The sequence below is a fragment of the Nocardia sp. NPDC004860 genome, assembly GCF_040609015.1.
GTDB lineage: Bacteria > Actinomycetota > Actinomycetes > Mycobacteriales > Mycobacteriaceae > Nocardia.
In genome coordinates this window covers 20,439-36,157 of record NZ_JBEXJI010000007.1, presented here as the reverse complement: position 1 = coordinate 36,157, position 15,719 = coordinate 20,439, and the positions used below count along the sequence as shown (strand labels likewise).

16 protein-coding genes are annotated in these 15,719 nt (G+C 65.4%); all 16 read left to right on the top strand.

Annotated elements, in window-relative coordinates; translation table 11 throughout:
- The first annotated feature begins 479 nt into the window (after window positions 1-479).
- The 16 genes from ABZV44_RS16150 to ABZV44_RS16075 all read left to right on the top strand — a co-directional run bounded on the left by ABZV44_RS16150 (window position 480) and on the right by ABZV44_RS16075 (window position 15,714).
- Complete coding sequence (locus tag ABZV44_RS16150; RefSeq protein WP_354836647.1) at window positions 480-917, top strand: hypothetical protein; 438 nt, start codon at window positions 480-482, stop codon at window positions 915-917.
- Complete coding sequence (locus tag ABZV44_RS16145; RefSeq protein ID WP_354836645.1) at window positions 914-2,158, top strand: cutinase family protein; 1,245 nt, start codon at window positions 914-916, stop codon at window positions 2,156-2,158. The genes ABZV44_RS16150 and ABZV44_RS16145 overlap by 4 nt, the downstream gene beginning before the upstream one ends.
- A gap of 164 nt (window positions 2,159-2,322) precedes the next feature.
- On the top strand, window positions 2,323-3,267 hold the full coding sequence (locus ABZV44_RS16140) for a lipase family protein (RefSeq protein WP_354836643.1): 945 nt from the start codon (window positions 2,323-2,325) through the stop codon (window positions 3,265-3,267).
- 75 nt (window positions 3,268-3,342) lie between these two features.
- Window positions 3,343-4,881, top strand: coding sequence for a cutinase family protein (locus ABZV44_RS16135; RefSeq protein WP_354836641.1), 1,539 nt, complete (start codon window positions 3,343-3,345; stop codon window positions 4,879-4,881).
- Between the two features lie 198 nt (window positions 4,882-5,079).
- Window positions 5,080-5,706: a hypothetical protein gene (locus ABZV44_RS16130; RefSeq protein WP_354836639.1), complete on the top strand. Its 627-nt coding sequence runs from the start codon at window positions 5,080-5,082 to the stop codon at window positions 5,704-5,706.
- Window positions 5,707-5,710: 4 nt separating this feature from the next.
- Entirely contained in the window at window positions 5,711-6,367 is a 657-nt protein-coding gene (locus tag ABZV44_RS16125) for a hypothetical protein (protein WP_354836637.1), read from the top strand.
- Between the two features lie 2 nt (window positions 6,368-6,369).
- Window positions 6,370-6,663, top strand: a complete 294-nt coding sequence (locus ABZV44_RS16120; RefSeq protein ID WP_354836635.1) for a hypothetical protein — start codon at window positions 6,370-6,372, stop codon at window positions 6,661-6,663.
- A gap of 128 nt (window positions 6,664-6,791) precedes the next feature.
- Window positions 6,792-7,718: an alpha/beta hydrolase gene (locus ABZV44_RS16115; protein ID WP_354836633.1), complete on the top strand. Its 927-nt coding sequence runs from the start codon at window positions 6,792-6,794 to the stop codon at window positions 7,716-7,718.
- Window positions 7,712-7,948: a hypothetical protein gene (locus ABZV44_RS16110; protein ID WP_354836631.1), complete on the top strand. Its 237-nt coding sequence runs from the start codon at window positions 7,712-7,714 to the stop codon at window positions 7,946-7,948. The genes ABZV44_RS16115 and ABZV44_RS16110 overlap by 7 nt, the downstream gene beginning before the upstream one ends.
- Window positions 7,949-7,968: 20 nt before the next feature.
- Window positions 7,969-8,610 carry a hypothetical protein gene (locus ABZV44_RS16105; RefSeq protein ID WP_354836629.1) on the top strand — a complete coding sequence of 214 codons (642 nt, stop codon included), beginning with the start codon at window positions 7,969-7,971 and terminating at the stop codon, window positions 8,608-8,610.
- 19 nt (window positions 8,611-8,629) lie between these two features.
- A complete protein-coding gene (locus ABZV44_RS16100) occupies window positions 8,630-9,436 on the top strand; it encodes a hypothetical protein (protein ID WP_354836627.1) in 807 nt (268 codons plus the stop codon).
- A complete protein-coding gene (locus ABZV44_RS16095) occupies window positions 9,433-10,869 on the top strand; it encodes a hypothetical protein (RefSeq protein ID WP_354836625.1) in 1,437 nt (478 codons plus the stop codon). Before ABZV44_RS16100 ends, ABZV44_RS16095 begins: the two co-directional genes overlap by 4 nt.
- On the top strand, window positions 10,866-12,338 hold the full coding sequence (locus ABZV44_RS16090) for an SCO6880 family protein (protein ID WP_354836623.1): 1,473 nt from the start codon (window positions 10,866-10,868) through the stop codon (window positions 12,336-12,338). Before ABZV44_RS16095 ends, ABZV44_RS16090 begins: the two co-directional genes overlap by 4 nt.
- A 53-nt stretch (window positions 12,339-12,391) precedes the next feature.
- Window positions 12,392-14,044 (top strand): hypothetical protein, encoded by a 1,653-nt coding sequence (locus ABZV44_RS16085; protein WP_354836621.1) that lies wholly within the window; start codon window positions 12,392-12,394, stop codon window positions 14,042-14,044.
- A 3-nt stretch (window positions 14,045-14,047) separates the two neighbouring features.
- Window positions 14,048-15,166: a C40 family peptidase gene (locus ABZV44_RS16080; RefSeq protein WP_354836619.1), complete on the top strand. Its 1,119-nt coding sequence runs from the start codon at window positions 14,048-14,050 to the stop codon at window positions 15,164-15,166.
- 131 nt (window positions 15,167-15,297) lie between these two features.
- Window positions 15,298-15,714 carry a hypothetical protein gene (locus ABZV44_RS16075; protein WP_354836617.1) on the top strand — a complete coding sequence of 139 codons (417 nt, stop codon included), beginning with the start codon at window positions 15,298-15,300 and terminating at the stop codon, window positions 15,712-15,714.
- Window positions 15,715-15,719 lie beyond the last annotated feature (5 nt).

Sequence of the window (15,719 nt, the reverse complement as noted above, 5' to 3'; positions counted from 1 at the left end):
ACGACGCGTGCGATCGGTGGTCAAGGATGCGCCGAGCCCGTGGGGAGCGCATCCGTGCGGTGTCTACGTCGGCGAGGCCGATCATCGTCCGCTGCGGGCACATCGTTATCGCAGGCGTCGTACCGGTCTCGATAATGCTGACTGGGTCCAGCCACGCCGTCGGCGCCGCGCCCGAACAAATCTCTGATCAACCCGGTGTCACCAGTCCTTCGCAGCCCGGGACGGTGGCCCCGGCCGCCCCACCCGCACCATCCAGTGACCAGCAGGCCCAGCCCGACCAGGGCGCCCAGCAATATCCTGAGCAACCTCCAGAGGTGCGCAATGGTCCGTCGCCGAGGCCTCAGCCGTCCTCGGACCCTGCGCCGCAGGTTGATCTGCAGGATCTGCACCTGCCGGAGCCGGTACCGCCGGTAGCGCCTATTCAGCCGCCGGACAACACAATTCGTGTCGGTGAGTGGCAGACCCCTTCGCCCGACTGGATGCCCACAGACGTGCGGGACTGGATCAACACGACAGCCGCTGATGCCGAGGCGCAAGTCGCGACAGCTTTGGACTCCATCGGAGTGCCTGCCGGACGCTCCGACCGGGTCAGCGGCGCAACACTGGCCGGTGCGGGCATCGGGGGTGCGGCAGGGGCGGTCATTGCCGGAGGCCCAGTTGCCGCGATCGGCGCGGTCGTGGGTGGCCTGGTCGGTGGCACAGTCGGCGGAATCGCTGGTGCCGCAGTCGGAACCCTCGTGCCGGTTCCCGTCGTGGGAACGGTCACTTCCGGTGTTTTCGGGACCGCGATCGGAGCGGCGGCGGGTGCCGCAGTCGGTGCCGCCGTGGCGGGCATCCCTGTGGCCGTGGTCGCGGCGATCGCCGGCGGCAGCGTCGGAGCGGGATTCGGGGCCGGAGTCGGAGTGGGGCAGCCATGAGCAAACGCGCATTGCGCATGGCAGGCGGCGCAGCAATGACCTTGGTGTGTGGCGCCGTGCTGGTCGGTGGATCGGAAACCGCAGTGGTGCAGGCAGTCCCGATAGGACCTGGTTGCCCGGCCCTGTACATGCTCGGCATCCAGGGGACAGGCCAATCGTCGCCAACCGCGGATCCGACCGCGGACAGTGGAGTGATCGGTGCGTTACTCAGGCCGGTGATTGCGACGGTTCCAACGCTGGTGCAGCGCAGTTACATTCCGTACGACGCGGCTTTCGGTGGTGCGGTGCCCGGCGGCGGCGTGGACCCCTACGTGACTTCGGTCAACGATGCGCTGGCTGGGCTTGATAGTGCCGCAGTCCAGGTCGTGGCGACGTGCCCGGATACGCTGCTGGCAGCGGTCGGGTATTCACAAGGCGCGCAGGCTGTCGCAGAGTTTGCGCGATCGGTCGGTTCAGGCAATGGTCCTGTCCCGGCGGAGCGGATCGCTGGAATCGCGCTGTACTCCAACCCGACTCGCCCTTCCGGCGCTCCCGTGTTCCCTGGGCGACCAGGGCAATCGGTTCCGGACCCTGCCCCTGGCAGCAGCGGTGCGGCAGTGTCTGGAGTCCAAGTCACCAGTTCCGCCTCTGTCGGTGGGGGGATTGCCGCTGATGACGCGACCTATGGCGCGCTGACAGGCCGTGTCGCTGACATCTGCGTCGACGGTGACTTGGCGTGCTCGGCACCGGATAACGCGGCCGTACTTCATGCCGGTGCCGAACTCGCCGCCCAGGCCGACCTTCGCGATCCGATCGCAGCAGTCGGGTCGATTCACTCTCTGCTCTCGGCAGCCCTTGGAGATGCCTGGACAGAATTTGTACTCAACGACTTTCGTGTCCAGCCCGATGACGTCGACTACCTGCCGGCCGAGAGTTTGTCCCAACGGCTGATCGACGCGGCCGACCCACGCGTTCCCCGCCCATCATCCGACGATGTCGCAGCAGCTGCCGGGCGCTGGCGTGAGATCACGACGGCTGTCACGGTGGACCCGGCTGCCGTCTTGCCGAAGCTGGCAGCTCAGCTATCAGCGGCCTGGGGGCAGTTGATAGCTGATAGCAGCGACCTGGTGAACCCGGCTGTGTGGATTCGATTCGGCGACACTGTCTCTCGTCACAACGGTTACGCCGTGACCGGCCAGATGACCTCGGGCATCGCCTGGTTCATTGCTCTCGCCCGCGACATCGCGGGGAGCCGGTCATGACCGAGTTCTATGCACCGCTGGTAGTGGCGGGCGATCGACGCCCGGGTGAGCTCGTACGGACCGAGAGGACTACCATTCGAAACCTGCCCGGTGCGACGAACGCCTGGCGAATCGTCTACGTGTCCAGCGACTCTCGCGGTGAGCCCATCCCGGTCTCGGGGACTGTGATCGCGGCGGGCACGGCCGCCTCGTCGACTTCGCAGCCGCTGGTGGTGTATTGCCCCAGCTTCCACGGACTCGGCGGCGAGTGCGCGCCGTCGCAACAATTGTTGACCGGGGAGGAACCCCTCGACCAAATTCAGGCAGCTCTGGATCGCGGGTGGACGGTGGCCGTCCCCGATGGCGAGAACCTCGGCATGACCGGGCTCGGACCGCACACCTTCCTTGCCGCCCGCGCAGCCGCTCAGGTGACTCTCGATCTGGCACGCGCATCGCAGGCGATACCAGAAGTGGCGCAATTGAATCCGGGACAAGCATCGATCGTCTTATGGGGTTATGCCGATGGTGGGCGTGGTGCGGTGTGGGCAGCAGAACTGCACCAGGAGTACGCGCCGGAGCTCGACCTGCGCGGAATCGCAGCCGGTGCCGTGGTGACCGATCCGGGCGCGCTGGTCCGATCCGCGCACCGTGGTCCGTGGTCGGCGCTCACATTGGCCGGGCTGATCGGGCTCTCGCGGGCCTATCACCATCTGCCGCTGCGCCATGTGCTTACAGAAGAGGGCCTCCATGTTGTACGGCACGCTGAAAACCTCAGCGCAGCACAGCTTCTCGAACAGTATCGACAGCCATTGGAACGCTGGTGTCAGCGTGCGGATCCCTGGAACGACGCCATCTGGCGCTACGTCCTGACACGCGAAAGCCGAGCCCACGCCGCGGCGCCCTCGGTGCCGGTTCACCTCTATCACGGCACCCACGATCGGGTGGTCCCGGTCGAATCGGGCATTGGACTGTTCACCGAATACCGCAGGCGCGGCGTGGACATCACCTGGCGCGAATACGACACCAACCACTTCCGCGCAGCCACCGACAGCACGACCGAGGTGATCGCACATCTCAGCGGATTCCTGGGGCGCCCTGCGCCGAGTCGACACGCCAATCCACCCGACTGATCGTCGACCGATCTTCGCTGACACCGAGAGCCGCCCAGCAACCCGCCGATAGACCAAGAACCGAGGTGAATTGCCATGCCGCACAAGACGCGCCTCTTGCCGACTCCGTGTCGGAGTGTGGCTACAACCGCAGTCGCATTCCTGCTGGCGGCGCTGTGTGGGACCCGCGGTGAGATGACGACATCGCAAGCCGACGTGCCACTGAACGGCGACTGCCCGGCCTTGTACGTATTCGGCGTCCAAGGAACCGACGAAGGCCCCGCCGATGCTGCGCCCACCACCGACACCGGAGCACTCGGGCAGTTCTTCACTCCGCTACTGGCCCAGGCCGGAGACACCGTGCAGCGCGCGTACATCCGATACGGCTTCGCCGACAACGGTACCGAAATCGCCTACCCGCAGGCCGTGGCTGATGCGACACAACTTCTCGACAAGGATGCCGCAGAAGTCATCGCGCGATGCCCAGCCACACGCGTGGCCGCCGCCGGGTACGGGCAAGGTGCCGCGGTAGTCTCGGCCTTCGCGCACACCGTCGGCACCGGCACGGGCACCGTGGACGCGGACAAGGTGGCCGGGATCGCTCTGTTCGCTGATCCCACCCGCGGCGACCAATCCGTGCTCCCTGGCCGTCCGGGGCAGTCCACGCCCACTGCCGCACCCGGTACATCGGGTGCCGCTGTCTCCAAGATCGCGCTGACCAACACCGGCAGCGGGGGATCGGGCATCGATAGCAGCACTGCAGTCGATTACGGCGCACTGGCCGGCCGGGTCGCCGACTTCTGCACACCAGGCGATCTCACGTGCGACTCCTCGACAGATACGCCGTTGACGAAGATCGTGAAAAATATTGCAGCACAGTCGGATACGAAAGATCCCATTGCGGCGATCTCCACGATCGCGCAAGCGCTGGCCGCAACGATCTGGAAAACGACGGTCGGTGTGGTCACCGAAGATCTGTCCGGCACCAGCCTGGACCAACTGTCCTACCAGCCGACGAAAACCTTGGGGCAGCGGCTGTCCGAAGCATCCGACCCCAGCACGCCGATGCCGGGAATCAGCGACGTGCTGTCGGTTCTGTTCCGGCTGGGCACGATCGGGCTCAACACCGTGGTGTCGATCGCGCAGAAGGTATTCACCACAACAACTGTCAGCGAACTGGCCACCGTAGGGCTGACCGATCCGGTCGCCGCCCTGGCAACCCTGGGTACCAAGATCGTCGGCGCCGTCGCGGAGCTGATCCCTCCACAGACCGCATTGGGTTGGGTGAACCAGGCGTTCACCGCCATCACCTCCACCGTCACCAACAACAGCGATCTGTACAACTTGGCGACCTATACCCAGTACAGCGACACCACCGGACGTCACAACTCCTACACCAGCACCAGTGCCTCCACCGATTCTTCTGGCACCGCTCCGCTCTCAGCTGCCGCCACATGGTTCACAGCGCTAGCCCGCGATATCGCCGCGACGAACCCCGCTACCTCGCTACCAAGGCCGACTACTAGCGCGACCACTCCTTCACCTGGACCGCTGTCGCCCGGACCTGCCCCGTTCTCCGGCTCTTCGACCGTGTCGACGACCCCACCGACCCGAACTGGCACGCCGGTTCCTTAGACCCCTTCGGGGCGGACGGCGGTCTCTGCGCCAGAGAGACACCAGATCCGTCCCTCGCGGGCCGTCTCCCCGAAGGGCCCACCTACTCCACTCTTCTGACCTGCAGGAGGTGAATCGATGCCCCACGACAATTCCACCGACACTCCCAACCGCGTCGACGACGAGTGGGGCTGGCTCGACGACCAACCACCCCTCCCCTTGCTCACCACCACCGAGACTCAACGATCCGACAGCGAGGCTGAATGGAGCCGGCTCGATCGTGACGCTCGTCACCGAACCCCCGGTGCGACGGGGCGAGCAAGGCCGAACAGATCGGCTTGCCGGTGGATCGGACCAGTTCTGACCACAGCTGTCGCAGCGGTCGTGATCACCACGGCAGTCCTCGCGATGCGCTCCAATGCGCAGCAGTCAGTGGCGGTTTCACAGACAGTCGCGTCAGCCACGACCCGAGCCCCGCTGCGCAGCGCGGCGTGCGCCGGACTGTCCGCGACCACCATCACCGACGGAGCGGGGGACACAACCAGCGTCGCTGGAGTCATCGCGGCCTTCGAATACGCGTACTACCAACAGCGTTCACCCGACGCCGCAATGCGGCTGCTGGCATCGGACGCCGGGATCGCGCTCGAGCCGCTGACCGCTGGCATCGCGTCGATCCCTGCCGGAACCACGCACTGCGTGGCAATCACACCGATCACCGACAACACGGCCAACGTCCACCTGGTCGAACTTCACCTCGACCGGACCCGCACCGACTACCTACAGGTGATCAACCTCCGCCGCGTCGGGACCGGACTGCTGATCTCCAACATCCAAAAGCAGGGATAATCCCATGCACGCCAATGTTATTCGCCTACACGACACCGACCGCGTGGCACCCGGCCGACTGGATCCGGAAACGATCACCACCCCTGCCCCCGAACATCGGGCGCCGACCCGTCTGACCCCACTGCCCACAACGGGGCCGTACCCGCCATTGTTCGCCGTGCTCGGCGCGCACGGCGGCGCCGGCACCTCCACGCTGACACGCTGGTGGGCACACTCCGCCGATACCGGTATGGCGTGGCCCGCGTCGACGCGCACCACCCAGCGCGTGGTCATCGCTGCGCGCGACTGCATTCCGGGGCTGACTGCGGCCGCGGACCGACTACGCGAATGGCACGGGGGATTGGCTCCAGCTGGGGTCACCGTCGTGGGCCTGGTGGTGAGTGCCGCTCGTCCTGGCAGAGTTCCTGCTGCGGTCCGCCGCTACCGGCGCATCGTCGAGGATCTGGTTGACGGCGCAATTTGGTCGATCGAGTGGCACGAGGAACTCATCGTCTGCGAACTCGACGACCTCGCGCAATTCGCGCCGAATGACTCTCCACCGCCTCGACGAGTTGCGCTGAGCACAGCCGTACCGATGGACGTGCACCGAGCGGGCACCGCGATCACGGCTCGGATCGCAGCGTCCCGGCAGCAGATCTCGCCCAAAGCGTCGGGAACGTGACTATGACGGGTTCGCAATTGCTCGCCGATACCGTCGTCATACTCGCGCAGCAGGTTCAGATCACCCCAGAGCAGCCACCCGGCGCCAATGGTCTGATCAAGATCGTCAACTGGCTGTCGTGGTTCGTGATGCTGGCCGGAATCGCGGCGCTCATCTACGCGGGCGGCAAATTCGCATGGGAGCGCTGGCATGGCGGTGCAGTGGAAGCTCCCAAGATCGTTCTCGGTGCCCTGGTCGGCGGCATCATCGCCACCAGCGCTGGAACGATCATGACTCAGATCACCAGCGCCAAATGACGAGGACCCGCGAAACAAACTGGTGGCCTGCGTCTTTCGCTGGCGAGCCTTCGTCTGGTCTGTGCCGCACAAAACCTTCACACCCGATCAGCCTTCTTCTCGATTCCGATTCATGAGGACCAACCCCTATGACTGCATTCGATCCCTGCGCTCTCACCGTCTTGACATTCGACGACTTGCGACTTGCTGCCACTCGGATGGGTGCGCCGAGCGCGCCAGCGACTGTTGTCTACGTTCACGGGCTGCTGTGTGACGGCAGCTACTGGGCGCCGGTGAACGAACGCCTGCACAGCCTGCTGGGCGGCGAAATCATGCAGATCACCTACGACCAGCGCGGCCACGGCGACTCGGGCCGACCCGACCGCCGCACCGCCACCACCCTGCACCACCTGGTCGACGACCTCGACGCCGTCCTCGCTCACGCCACCGGCGAAGTCGTCTTGGTCACCCATTCGGCGGGCTCACTCGTCGCCGCCGCCTACGCCGAGCACCGACCCACCCAGGCCGCGGCCCTGTCCGCGCTGGTTATCTTCGGCGGGGCTGCGGAGTTTCCCGAATTCCCCAGTCTGCCAAGCCGTTACCGCAATCTACCGACGCAGATGCAGCGGATCCGGCACACCCGCTTCGACAGCGTCGTCGCGGCAACGGTTGCCGTCGCGGAGCGGCGATTCCGGACACTGAGCCGACGTCTCGGATCCAGGGCGCACCTGATGTGCGGTGCGCGCCGCGGTGATCCGCGAGTGATCGCCGATGTAATGGCCGCCTACAAAAGCTTTGCTCTCGACAGCGAGGCTGCTGCAGTTCTGCGGAGCATTCCAACATTCGTGATCGCCGGCGAGCGCGATCGAATCGTGCCACCGGCCCAGTCGGTACGCCTGGCCGACAAGATCTGGGCCGATTACGAACTCGTGCCGGGCGCAGGGCACTCCTTCCCGCATGCAGAGCCGGACCACGCTGCGCCGGCAATCCTGCATGCCCTCGAGATCGCCTACCGAAACGAGATCGACCGAACCATCAGTGGAGCCGCAACCCAAGGAGTTGACGGGGCGTGGTGAACGCGAAATCTCTTCCCCCGCAAGTCACTCAGTATCTCTATCCGATGTTGGGCTGGCTCGCGTGGATGGTGCTGTTGGTGTGCATCGCCCGCACCATCTTCCTCGCCGGCTTGCTGGGAGTCCGCGTGTATCGCGACGAAGCGACCGAAGGACTGGCGGGCTCCCTGCTCGCCGCAGTCCTGGTCGGCTCGGCCAGCGGGATCGCCGCGGCGCTCTTCCCGACACATTGATCTCACCACAGGGAGTTCGGGTGAACCCTCCACGATCGACGCTTACATTTGGGGCCGCCCTTTGGGCGGGACTCTTCGGATGGTGCATCCTGCTGGCAGGTTGCAGCCAGCCCACGACGACCAGTGTCGTTCAACCCCCGTCTGAGATCGTTGATCTGGAATCGTGGCCAACCAATCTCAAAACAACTCTGTTCCAGGGTATTTCACTGCCCGTTGCCGATCAGGGGCCGCATAGTGCGTCAGGCGCGGTGGTAAGCGGATTCGATCGCAATCCGATCGGGGCTTCCCTCGCGGCCGTCCAGGCGACAGTTCGAATGTCGGTAGCGACCGACAGCCAATGGGTTCTTGTCGGCCAGCAGATGCTGGCGCCGGGCCTCGGACGTGACGCCTGGGCCACAGCGCGATCCCAAATCTCCGTGACCGACCCCATCGCCGTCAACGCGCCGAAGATCGCGGGCTACCGCGTCGTGAACTACACGCCAGATCGCGCTGACGTCGCTATCTACACCGTCCAGTCGGACGGATCGATAACCCGCAACAGCGCCACCGTCATCTGGCAGGCCGACGACTGGAAGCTGCTACTTCCCACGCAGCCCCAATCGTCGCCCGTGGCGACCGTCACGGATCTGCCAACCAATCTCATTCCCCTGTCGCTCCAATGACATACAGGACGCGCCTACCGTGAACCTCCAACGCTTCGGGCCGCTGCTACCGATCGGCATCGCCGTCGTAATCGTCACCGTCACTGTTCTCGCCGCTACCGGCCACCGCAGCACCGCCAGCCACACCTCCTCACCTCCAGGCGAGGTGGTCGCGCCGTCAGCAGGCAGCGCTGTCACGACATCAAACGTCCCGGGTCTGCCGACAACCGACATTTTCGGAAACCGACTCGAGGTGCCCACCGACCCCTCGGGCGTGCCGCTCGCGCAGGACCCGATGTCGCGGCCAAACCCAGGCCAAAGCGACTATCTCACGGTCGCGCCCACTCGCTTGCAATGGCAGCGTGGGTGGGGAGGCGCAGCGCTGCCGGTTTCAGGTAGCGATGGCCCTGTCACCATCGATGACGGCGTCGCGTCAGGGTTTGCCCAAACGCCGCAAGGTGCCGCCCTCTCGGCCTGCGACGCAATTGCTCGCGCGTTCGCTGCGCCAGATGGTGTGTGGCAAAACGTCATTCGATTCCGCTTCCGCGGCGGCGGGGCCGCCTTGACCGCCCGAATCGGCAACAGTCGCCTCGAAGCACTGAACGCGGCCACCTATCTCGTCGTCCCCGAGGGCATACGTGTTCTGCCGGGCTATCGCTCGGATTTCGCGGTGGTGCAAATCGCGGTCCGAGCCAGCACCGGCTGGGTATATGCCAACTGGCCCATGGTGTGGCGCGACGGCGACTGGCGAATTCGGGTGCCTGATGACATCGAATCCCTCTGGCAGTCAGCGGTTCCCATCAGCTCACTCACCGAGTTCGGAAACTGGAAAGGAACGCCGTCGTGAACCACTCGGTCACCCTCGCGGCACCCGCCGCCGAGACCGGGCCGGTGCATGATTCACCCGGTCAGATCCTGTGCAACCTGCCGAACGTAATCGGCGCAGTATGCCAGCTGAAGAACCTTGGAGAGAAGGCCGCAGGGTCGGCGGCGAACTCGGTATTCGACAACATCGCCAACAACTTCGGCGATGCGCTGGCCCTTTTTATCCGAATGGCGCTGACCTGGTGGGTCAATCTGCCTTCGCCGCAACTGGCGTCGAGCACTGGTGAACCGGGACCGGCACTGACTTCGATCCGCGACTACACCAGCGGACTGCAAGTTTTGTTGATGATTGCGGGAATCCTTTTCGCCGCCGCGCGACTGGCGATGGCCAAGCGGGGCGGAGTGGCCGGTGAAGCTCAAGAGAGCTTCTTGATCTTCGCCCGCGCAGTGTTCGCGTCGATGATGTTCTCGGCCCTGATCACCATGGGGACCAAGGCAGGTGATGCGTTCAGTAATTGGGTGATCTTCGACGCGACCAGGAACGACCTCAATGGTGCGGTGTCGCGGCTGGTGGACCACGACCTTCGCACTGATACCGGATTGGGTTCTGCCGTACTGCTGTTGCTCGGTCTTCTGGGTTTGATCAGCATGCTCGCACAGCTGGTGATGTTGGTCGTCCGGCAAGCCGTCCTGATCCTCGTGGTGGCGGCTATCCCGTTGGCCGGCGCGGCCGCTGGAACTGGTCCGGGCTCGCAGGCATACAAGCGAATGTTGTCCTGGGCGTTGGCATTTGTGCTGTGGAAGCCGGTAGGGGCGCTGGTCTATGCCATCGCTTTCACCGCCGCGGGCAGCGGTAACGGCGATCAGCAGGACACGCAGCTGGTTCTGCTGGGCATGCTTCTGCTGCTGTCGGTACCTATCGTGTTGCCCGCGCTGATGCGGCTGATCGCGCCCGCGGTAGCGACCTTGGGAGGCGGCGGAGGCGCGGCGGCTGCGCTGGCCGGCGGCGCGTTCGGCATGGCGATGGGGTCGCTCGGTGGCGGGGGATCGAACGCCCGCAAGGTCTCCGAAGGAGACAACGACGCCGGTGGCGGACCCGGAGGTGGTCGCGGTGGCGGACCACCGCCCCCATCTCCGCCCGGCGGTGGAGGCGGTAGGCCGATGGCAGCAGGCGGGGGAGGGTCCGGGGGCGGAGATGGAGCGGGTGCGTCGCCTACTGGTGGGGCCTCGACCGGAGTATCCGGAGGCCAGGGGCCAGCCGCTGGCCAAACCGGCGGTTCGACCGTGGCTGGGGGTGCCGCCGCGGCAGGTCCCGCCGGAGCGGCGGTGATTGCGGCGCAGGGAGTGAAACAGGCCGTGCAGCAAGCGGGTTCGGCTGTCGAGGACACGTTTCGTGAGGCCACCGAGTCCGGTTGGGATGTGGATGTGCCAGGGCCCCAGGAGGTGCGGCGATGACGTCCGCGCGCATGTATGGGCGGTGGGAGAAGCCCCGCTCGGCCGGATTCTTCGGGATGACGTGGGGGGTGAGCATGCTGGGCCTCGGATTGGTGATCGTGATCATGCTGACCTTCATGCTCACCCGCTCACTGGCCCTCACCGGTGTAGTTATCGGTTGCAGCGCAGCCGTGTTCACTCCGCTGGTGATAACGATCAAGGGTCGGACCGGCTGGGAATTCGTCGTTCTGCGTGCGCAGTTGGCTCGGGCACGCATGCGCGGTGAGCTGGAGTACCGGGCGGGTCGATTCTCTCGGATTCCGGGGATCGCGAAATTACCTGGCTTGCTGGCCGACTCGCGGTTATCGGAGTATGAGACCCCGGGTGGTCGACGGTTTGCGCTGATTCATATTCGCCGCACCGATCACTACTGCGTGGTGCTGCGGGTCCTGCCGCGCGGCAAAGAACTGGTCGATCAAGCCCAGATCGACTCGTGGGTCGAGGACTACGGGCAATTCCTGGCTGCCCAGTCGCGCGGCGGGGAAGTCGTGGCGGTGACCTCCGTGCTGGACAACATCGTCGAAACCCGGCTCAAACAACGGCGTGAAGTCGCTCGACTGGTGCGCCCCGGAGCACCCGAGTTCGCGAAAACGGTGATGCGTGAAGCCGCTACCGATATCGGTGGTCTGGGAGTCCGCATCGAAGCCAGGATCGCGATCACCTACCGCGCCATCGGCAAAGGCCGCATCCGGCGCGACACGGCCGAACAAGCTCGTGAGATCGGGCAACGCCTGCAAGGAGTGCTGTCCCAACTCGCACGCGCCGGCCTTCCCGCGACACCACTGGAAGGGTGGGAGGTCCTTGGCCTGGTGCGGTCACGCTACGACGTGGCCTCGCAACGCGATATCGAGGCCGCCGGGCGTGAGATCCTGCGAACCCAATCATGGGACAGTGTCGGGCCCGTCGCCCACGCCGACCGTTGGGACCATTACGTGCACGACGGTGCCCGGTCGATCACCTGGGAAATGGACGCACCGCCTCGTGGTGCCGTGTTGGAGACCGGTCTCGAGGAACTTCTGCGTCCGCGCCCCGACGTGCCACGCAAACGCGTCGCGGTCATCTACCGGCTGCACTCGGCAGCCGAAGCGGCAGACCTCGTCGACTCCGACTACAAGGACGCGCTGGCCGCCGAGCAGACCGAACGCGGGATCGCTTCGGCGTCAGCGTCGATCCGGGTCGACAACACCCGCGCCGCACGCCAAGAACAGGCCCGAGGCGCCGGCCTGACCAGATTCGGTGCCCTGATCACCATCACCGATTCACTCGACGGCGATCTGCCTGGCATCGAGGCGTCGGTGCGAGCGATGTCGGCAGCGGCTCGCCTGCGAGTGCGCCGCTGCTACGCAGCCCAAGCCGCCACCTTCGCCGCCAGCCTGGGCATCGGCCTGATCCTTCCCGAACACGTCTCCATCTCCAAACGGATGGCATGACCCCACGCAAACACACCGACACAACAACCCGGACAGTCCGTGCCCCGAGGACGATGACGATAGCTGGGATCCGGGTCCTGACACCGCAGGCCCGGCTGCGTGCCGAAGCTGCTGCAGCGCAGCGCGGATTGCGCGGACTACCGGCACGATGGGCGCTCTCGTCCGACGACCACCGCCGCGCGAACGCCGAACGCCGCATCAGCGATGAGCAGGACACCGACTACCACCGGCCATTGGCGACCCTCACCGATCGCGGCTATGAGGGTCTTGGTGGTGGACGGGCGTCGGTGGTGCCTGCGATGCCCGAATGGCGGTCCACTACCGTGCAGGTCGCTGGGCTGTGGCCGTTCTCCGTCGGTGCCGCCGCACCCACCGTGGGCACACCGGTCGGCACGCATTACATCACCGGCGCCCCAGTGCATTTCGACCCGATGTCCTGGTTCCTGCGCGGCTACATCACCGCCCCCATCGCATTCGTGCTGGCGCTCAACGGATTCGGAAAAAGCTCCCTCATCCGCCGACTCGTCACCGGGTCGGTCGCAACGGGGGAGACCGTGCTGTGCATGGGCGACACAAAGCCCGACTACCGCGACCTCGTCGAAAGGCTCGGCGGACAGATCATCGAACTCGGCTACGGATACGGCAGCATCAACCCCCTCGCGGTCGGCGCACTCGGGTCGGTGATCGATCGCCTACCTGCCACCGACTTGCGTCGCCGCGTCGCCGCCCGCGTCGAGGCAGGCCAGATCACCATCGTCGCAGGCCTCGTCGAACTCGTCCGCGGCTCCCGAATCGCGGACTACGAGGAGACCCTCATCGCCGCGGGACTGCGCGAACTTTATAGCCCTGCAGGAGGATTCACAGCCGCGCATCCGCCTTTGCTGTCGGATTTGCTGGCTGTCATCTCCGACGGAGCCGATCGACTACGGCAGTTCGCCGAGGAGGACGACAACGCCTCCTACCGGGCGAGTACCAAGATGCTGAGGCGTTCGCTGCGTGCCCTGATCGAGGGGCCATGGGGCGAGATCTTCGATCGCCACACCAGCACGCCGATCAACCTGAACAGCCCAGCGGTGTGCGTGGACGTATCGCGCATCCCGGAAGGCGACACCAAACTCCTTGCCGCCGTGCTCATGACGTGCTGGAGCGAAGGATTCGGCGCGGTCGCCGCCGCGCACGCCCTCGCAGACGCCGGGCTGGCGCCGGCGCGCACCTTCGGCGTCGTGATGGACGAGATCTGGCGGGTGCTGGGCGTCGGTGAATTCATGGTCGACCGGGTCGACGCACTCACCAGACTCAACCGTGTCCTGGCCTGCTGGCTGATCATGTGCAGCCACACCATCAAAGACCTTGCCAGTTTGAAAGCCCTCGGGTTCTTCGAACGCGCACGCGCCAAGATCATCGGACCCGTCGGCCCCGACGAAATCGAACGCATCCGATCCACGGTATCGATCACCGAAACCGAGAAGCTGCTGGTCACCTCCTGGGCCGCGCCGCGACCACCGACCGACGACGGCCTCGACGGTTCGACAGTGCGCGAAACACCGCCGGGCACTGGCTGTTTCCTGCTCAAGACAGGCGAGGCCGCCGAACCGGGCATCGCGTTCCGGATGACCTTCACCCCGACCGAACGACAATCCGACATCCACAACACCAACAAGCGTTTCGACCACCTCACCACCGAATCCCGGGAGGTTGGGCAGTGATTTATGAACCTGTCGAAATTAACAGTAGCGGTGGTTCTTTCGCTTCCTGTGTTCCTGATCCTGTTGTTCGTGGTGCTGATCGGCGCGGTACCCACGTCGACGTGTGCTGGCTCGCTGTCAGGGAGTGGGTTGCAGGGTGCGACCGGTGCCTCGATCGACGGACTGACCGAAGCACAGCTGCAATTGGCGCGCAACGGCGTCGCGATCGGCACACAACGCGGCGAGCCGGACACGGTCATCCTCGCCGAACTGGCGGCCCAGGCGACCGAGTCGACGCTGCGCAATCTGGCGAATCCGGCAGTACCGGAATCGTTGAATTACAGCAACGACGGGCTCGGACACGACGGCGACTCAGTAGGCCCACACCAGCTTCGCGTCAGCGTCTGGGGATCGGTCGGGATCGCGACGCTGATGAACCCGATCTACCAAATCAACTGGTTCTACGACCAGACCGACCGAATCACCGACCGCGACCGGATCTCGCCCGCCGACCTGGCGCAGGCCGTCGAGGTGGCCAAAGTCAACGCCTACGCCGGACAACTGGATCTCGCCCGACGGCTCTACACGGAATTCGCGAACATCGACCCGGCATCGATGCCAGCAGCTCAGGCCGGGCAACCAGACACAGGATGCGGATCGAATGGAGCCGGCGCCCCACTCACCGCTGGAGCCAGCGAATTCGGTGCAGCGATCATCCGGGCGGCGGAGAAGTGGATCGGCACACCGTATGTGTGGGGTGGTGGCGACCAAGCCGGGCCGACCGAGGGCGGATTCGACTGTTCCGGACTGACGCTCTACGCCGTCTATCAGGCATCCGGCGGCCGAGTGCGGCTGCCGCACTTCACCCAAGCGCAGCAAGATCACCCCGACGCGCACATTGTGCCGTTCGACCAGCGACAGCCCGGAGACCTGATCTTCTTCACCTCGCCGGGCGAGACCAGTTCTCACCACGTCGCCATCTACTACGGCCGCAACAACCAAGGCCAAGACCTCGTTCTGCACGCACCGCAAAGCGGGCAGACCGTCACCATCGCGCCGCTGTGGGACGGCGATCACCTCGACGTCCGCCGCTACTCGCTCCCAGCCGAGCCCAGCACTAGCGAAGTAGGGAAAAGCCTGTGACAGAAGACAACACACCCGGCCCCAACGGATCCGACCCCAGCCGAGTCGAACAGGTTGGACCTGGGTCTGCTGACATGGGGGACGGCAACCAGGTCGTTCGGGGAGGAAAGATCACCACCCCCGAAGATCGAATGGCGGCCCTCGCTGCCCGGGGACCGTATCTGGTGCTCTGGACCGCGGCAACACTGCGAACCTTCACAGTGTGCCGACCGGACAGAACGGTCATCTGGCATTCCCGATTCCACACCGATCTGGTCATCGACAGCGAAGTCGAGGCAGCGAAAGTGGGGGCACTACAAGCTATCTGGATCGCAGCGCGGGCCCGTGAGGAGTGGGGTGCGGACGTCGCCACGCTGCGGCTCACCGTGGCGCGGGCCGGCATCGACCGTAGTGCGGTGGAAGCCGCGGCGATCGGTAGCGGGCTGATTCTGGATCTCGCCGTTGACACGATCGGTAACCCCGCGCTGGGTCACCCGCCCGAACGCTGGGTCAACTGGTGGACCCGCGATCTCGGCACGCTCATCCACAATCCACAGGGGCTCACATGATGCCC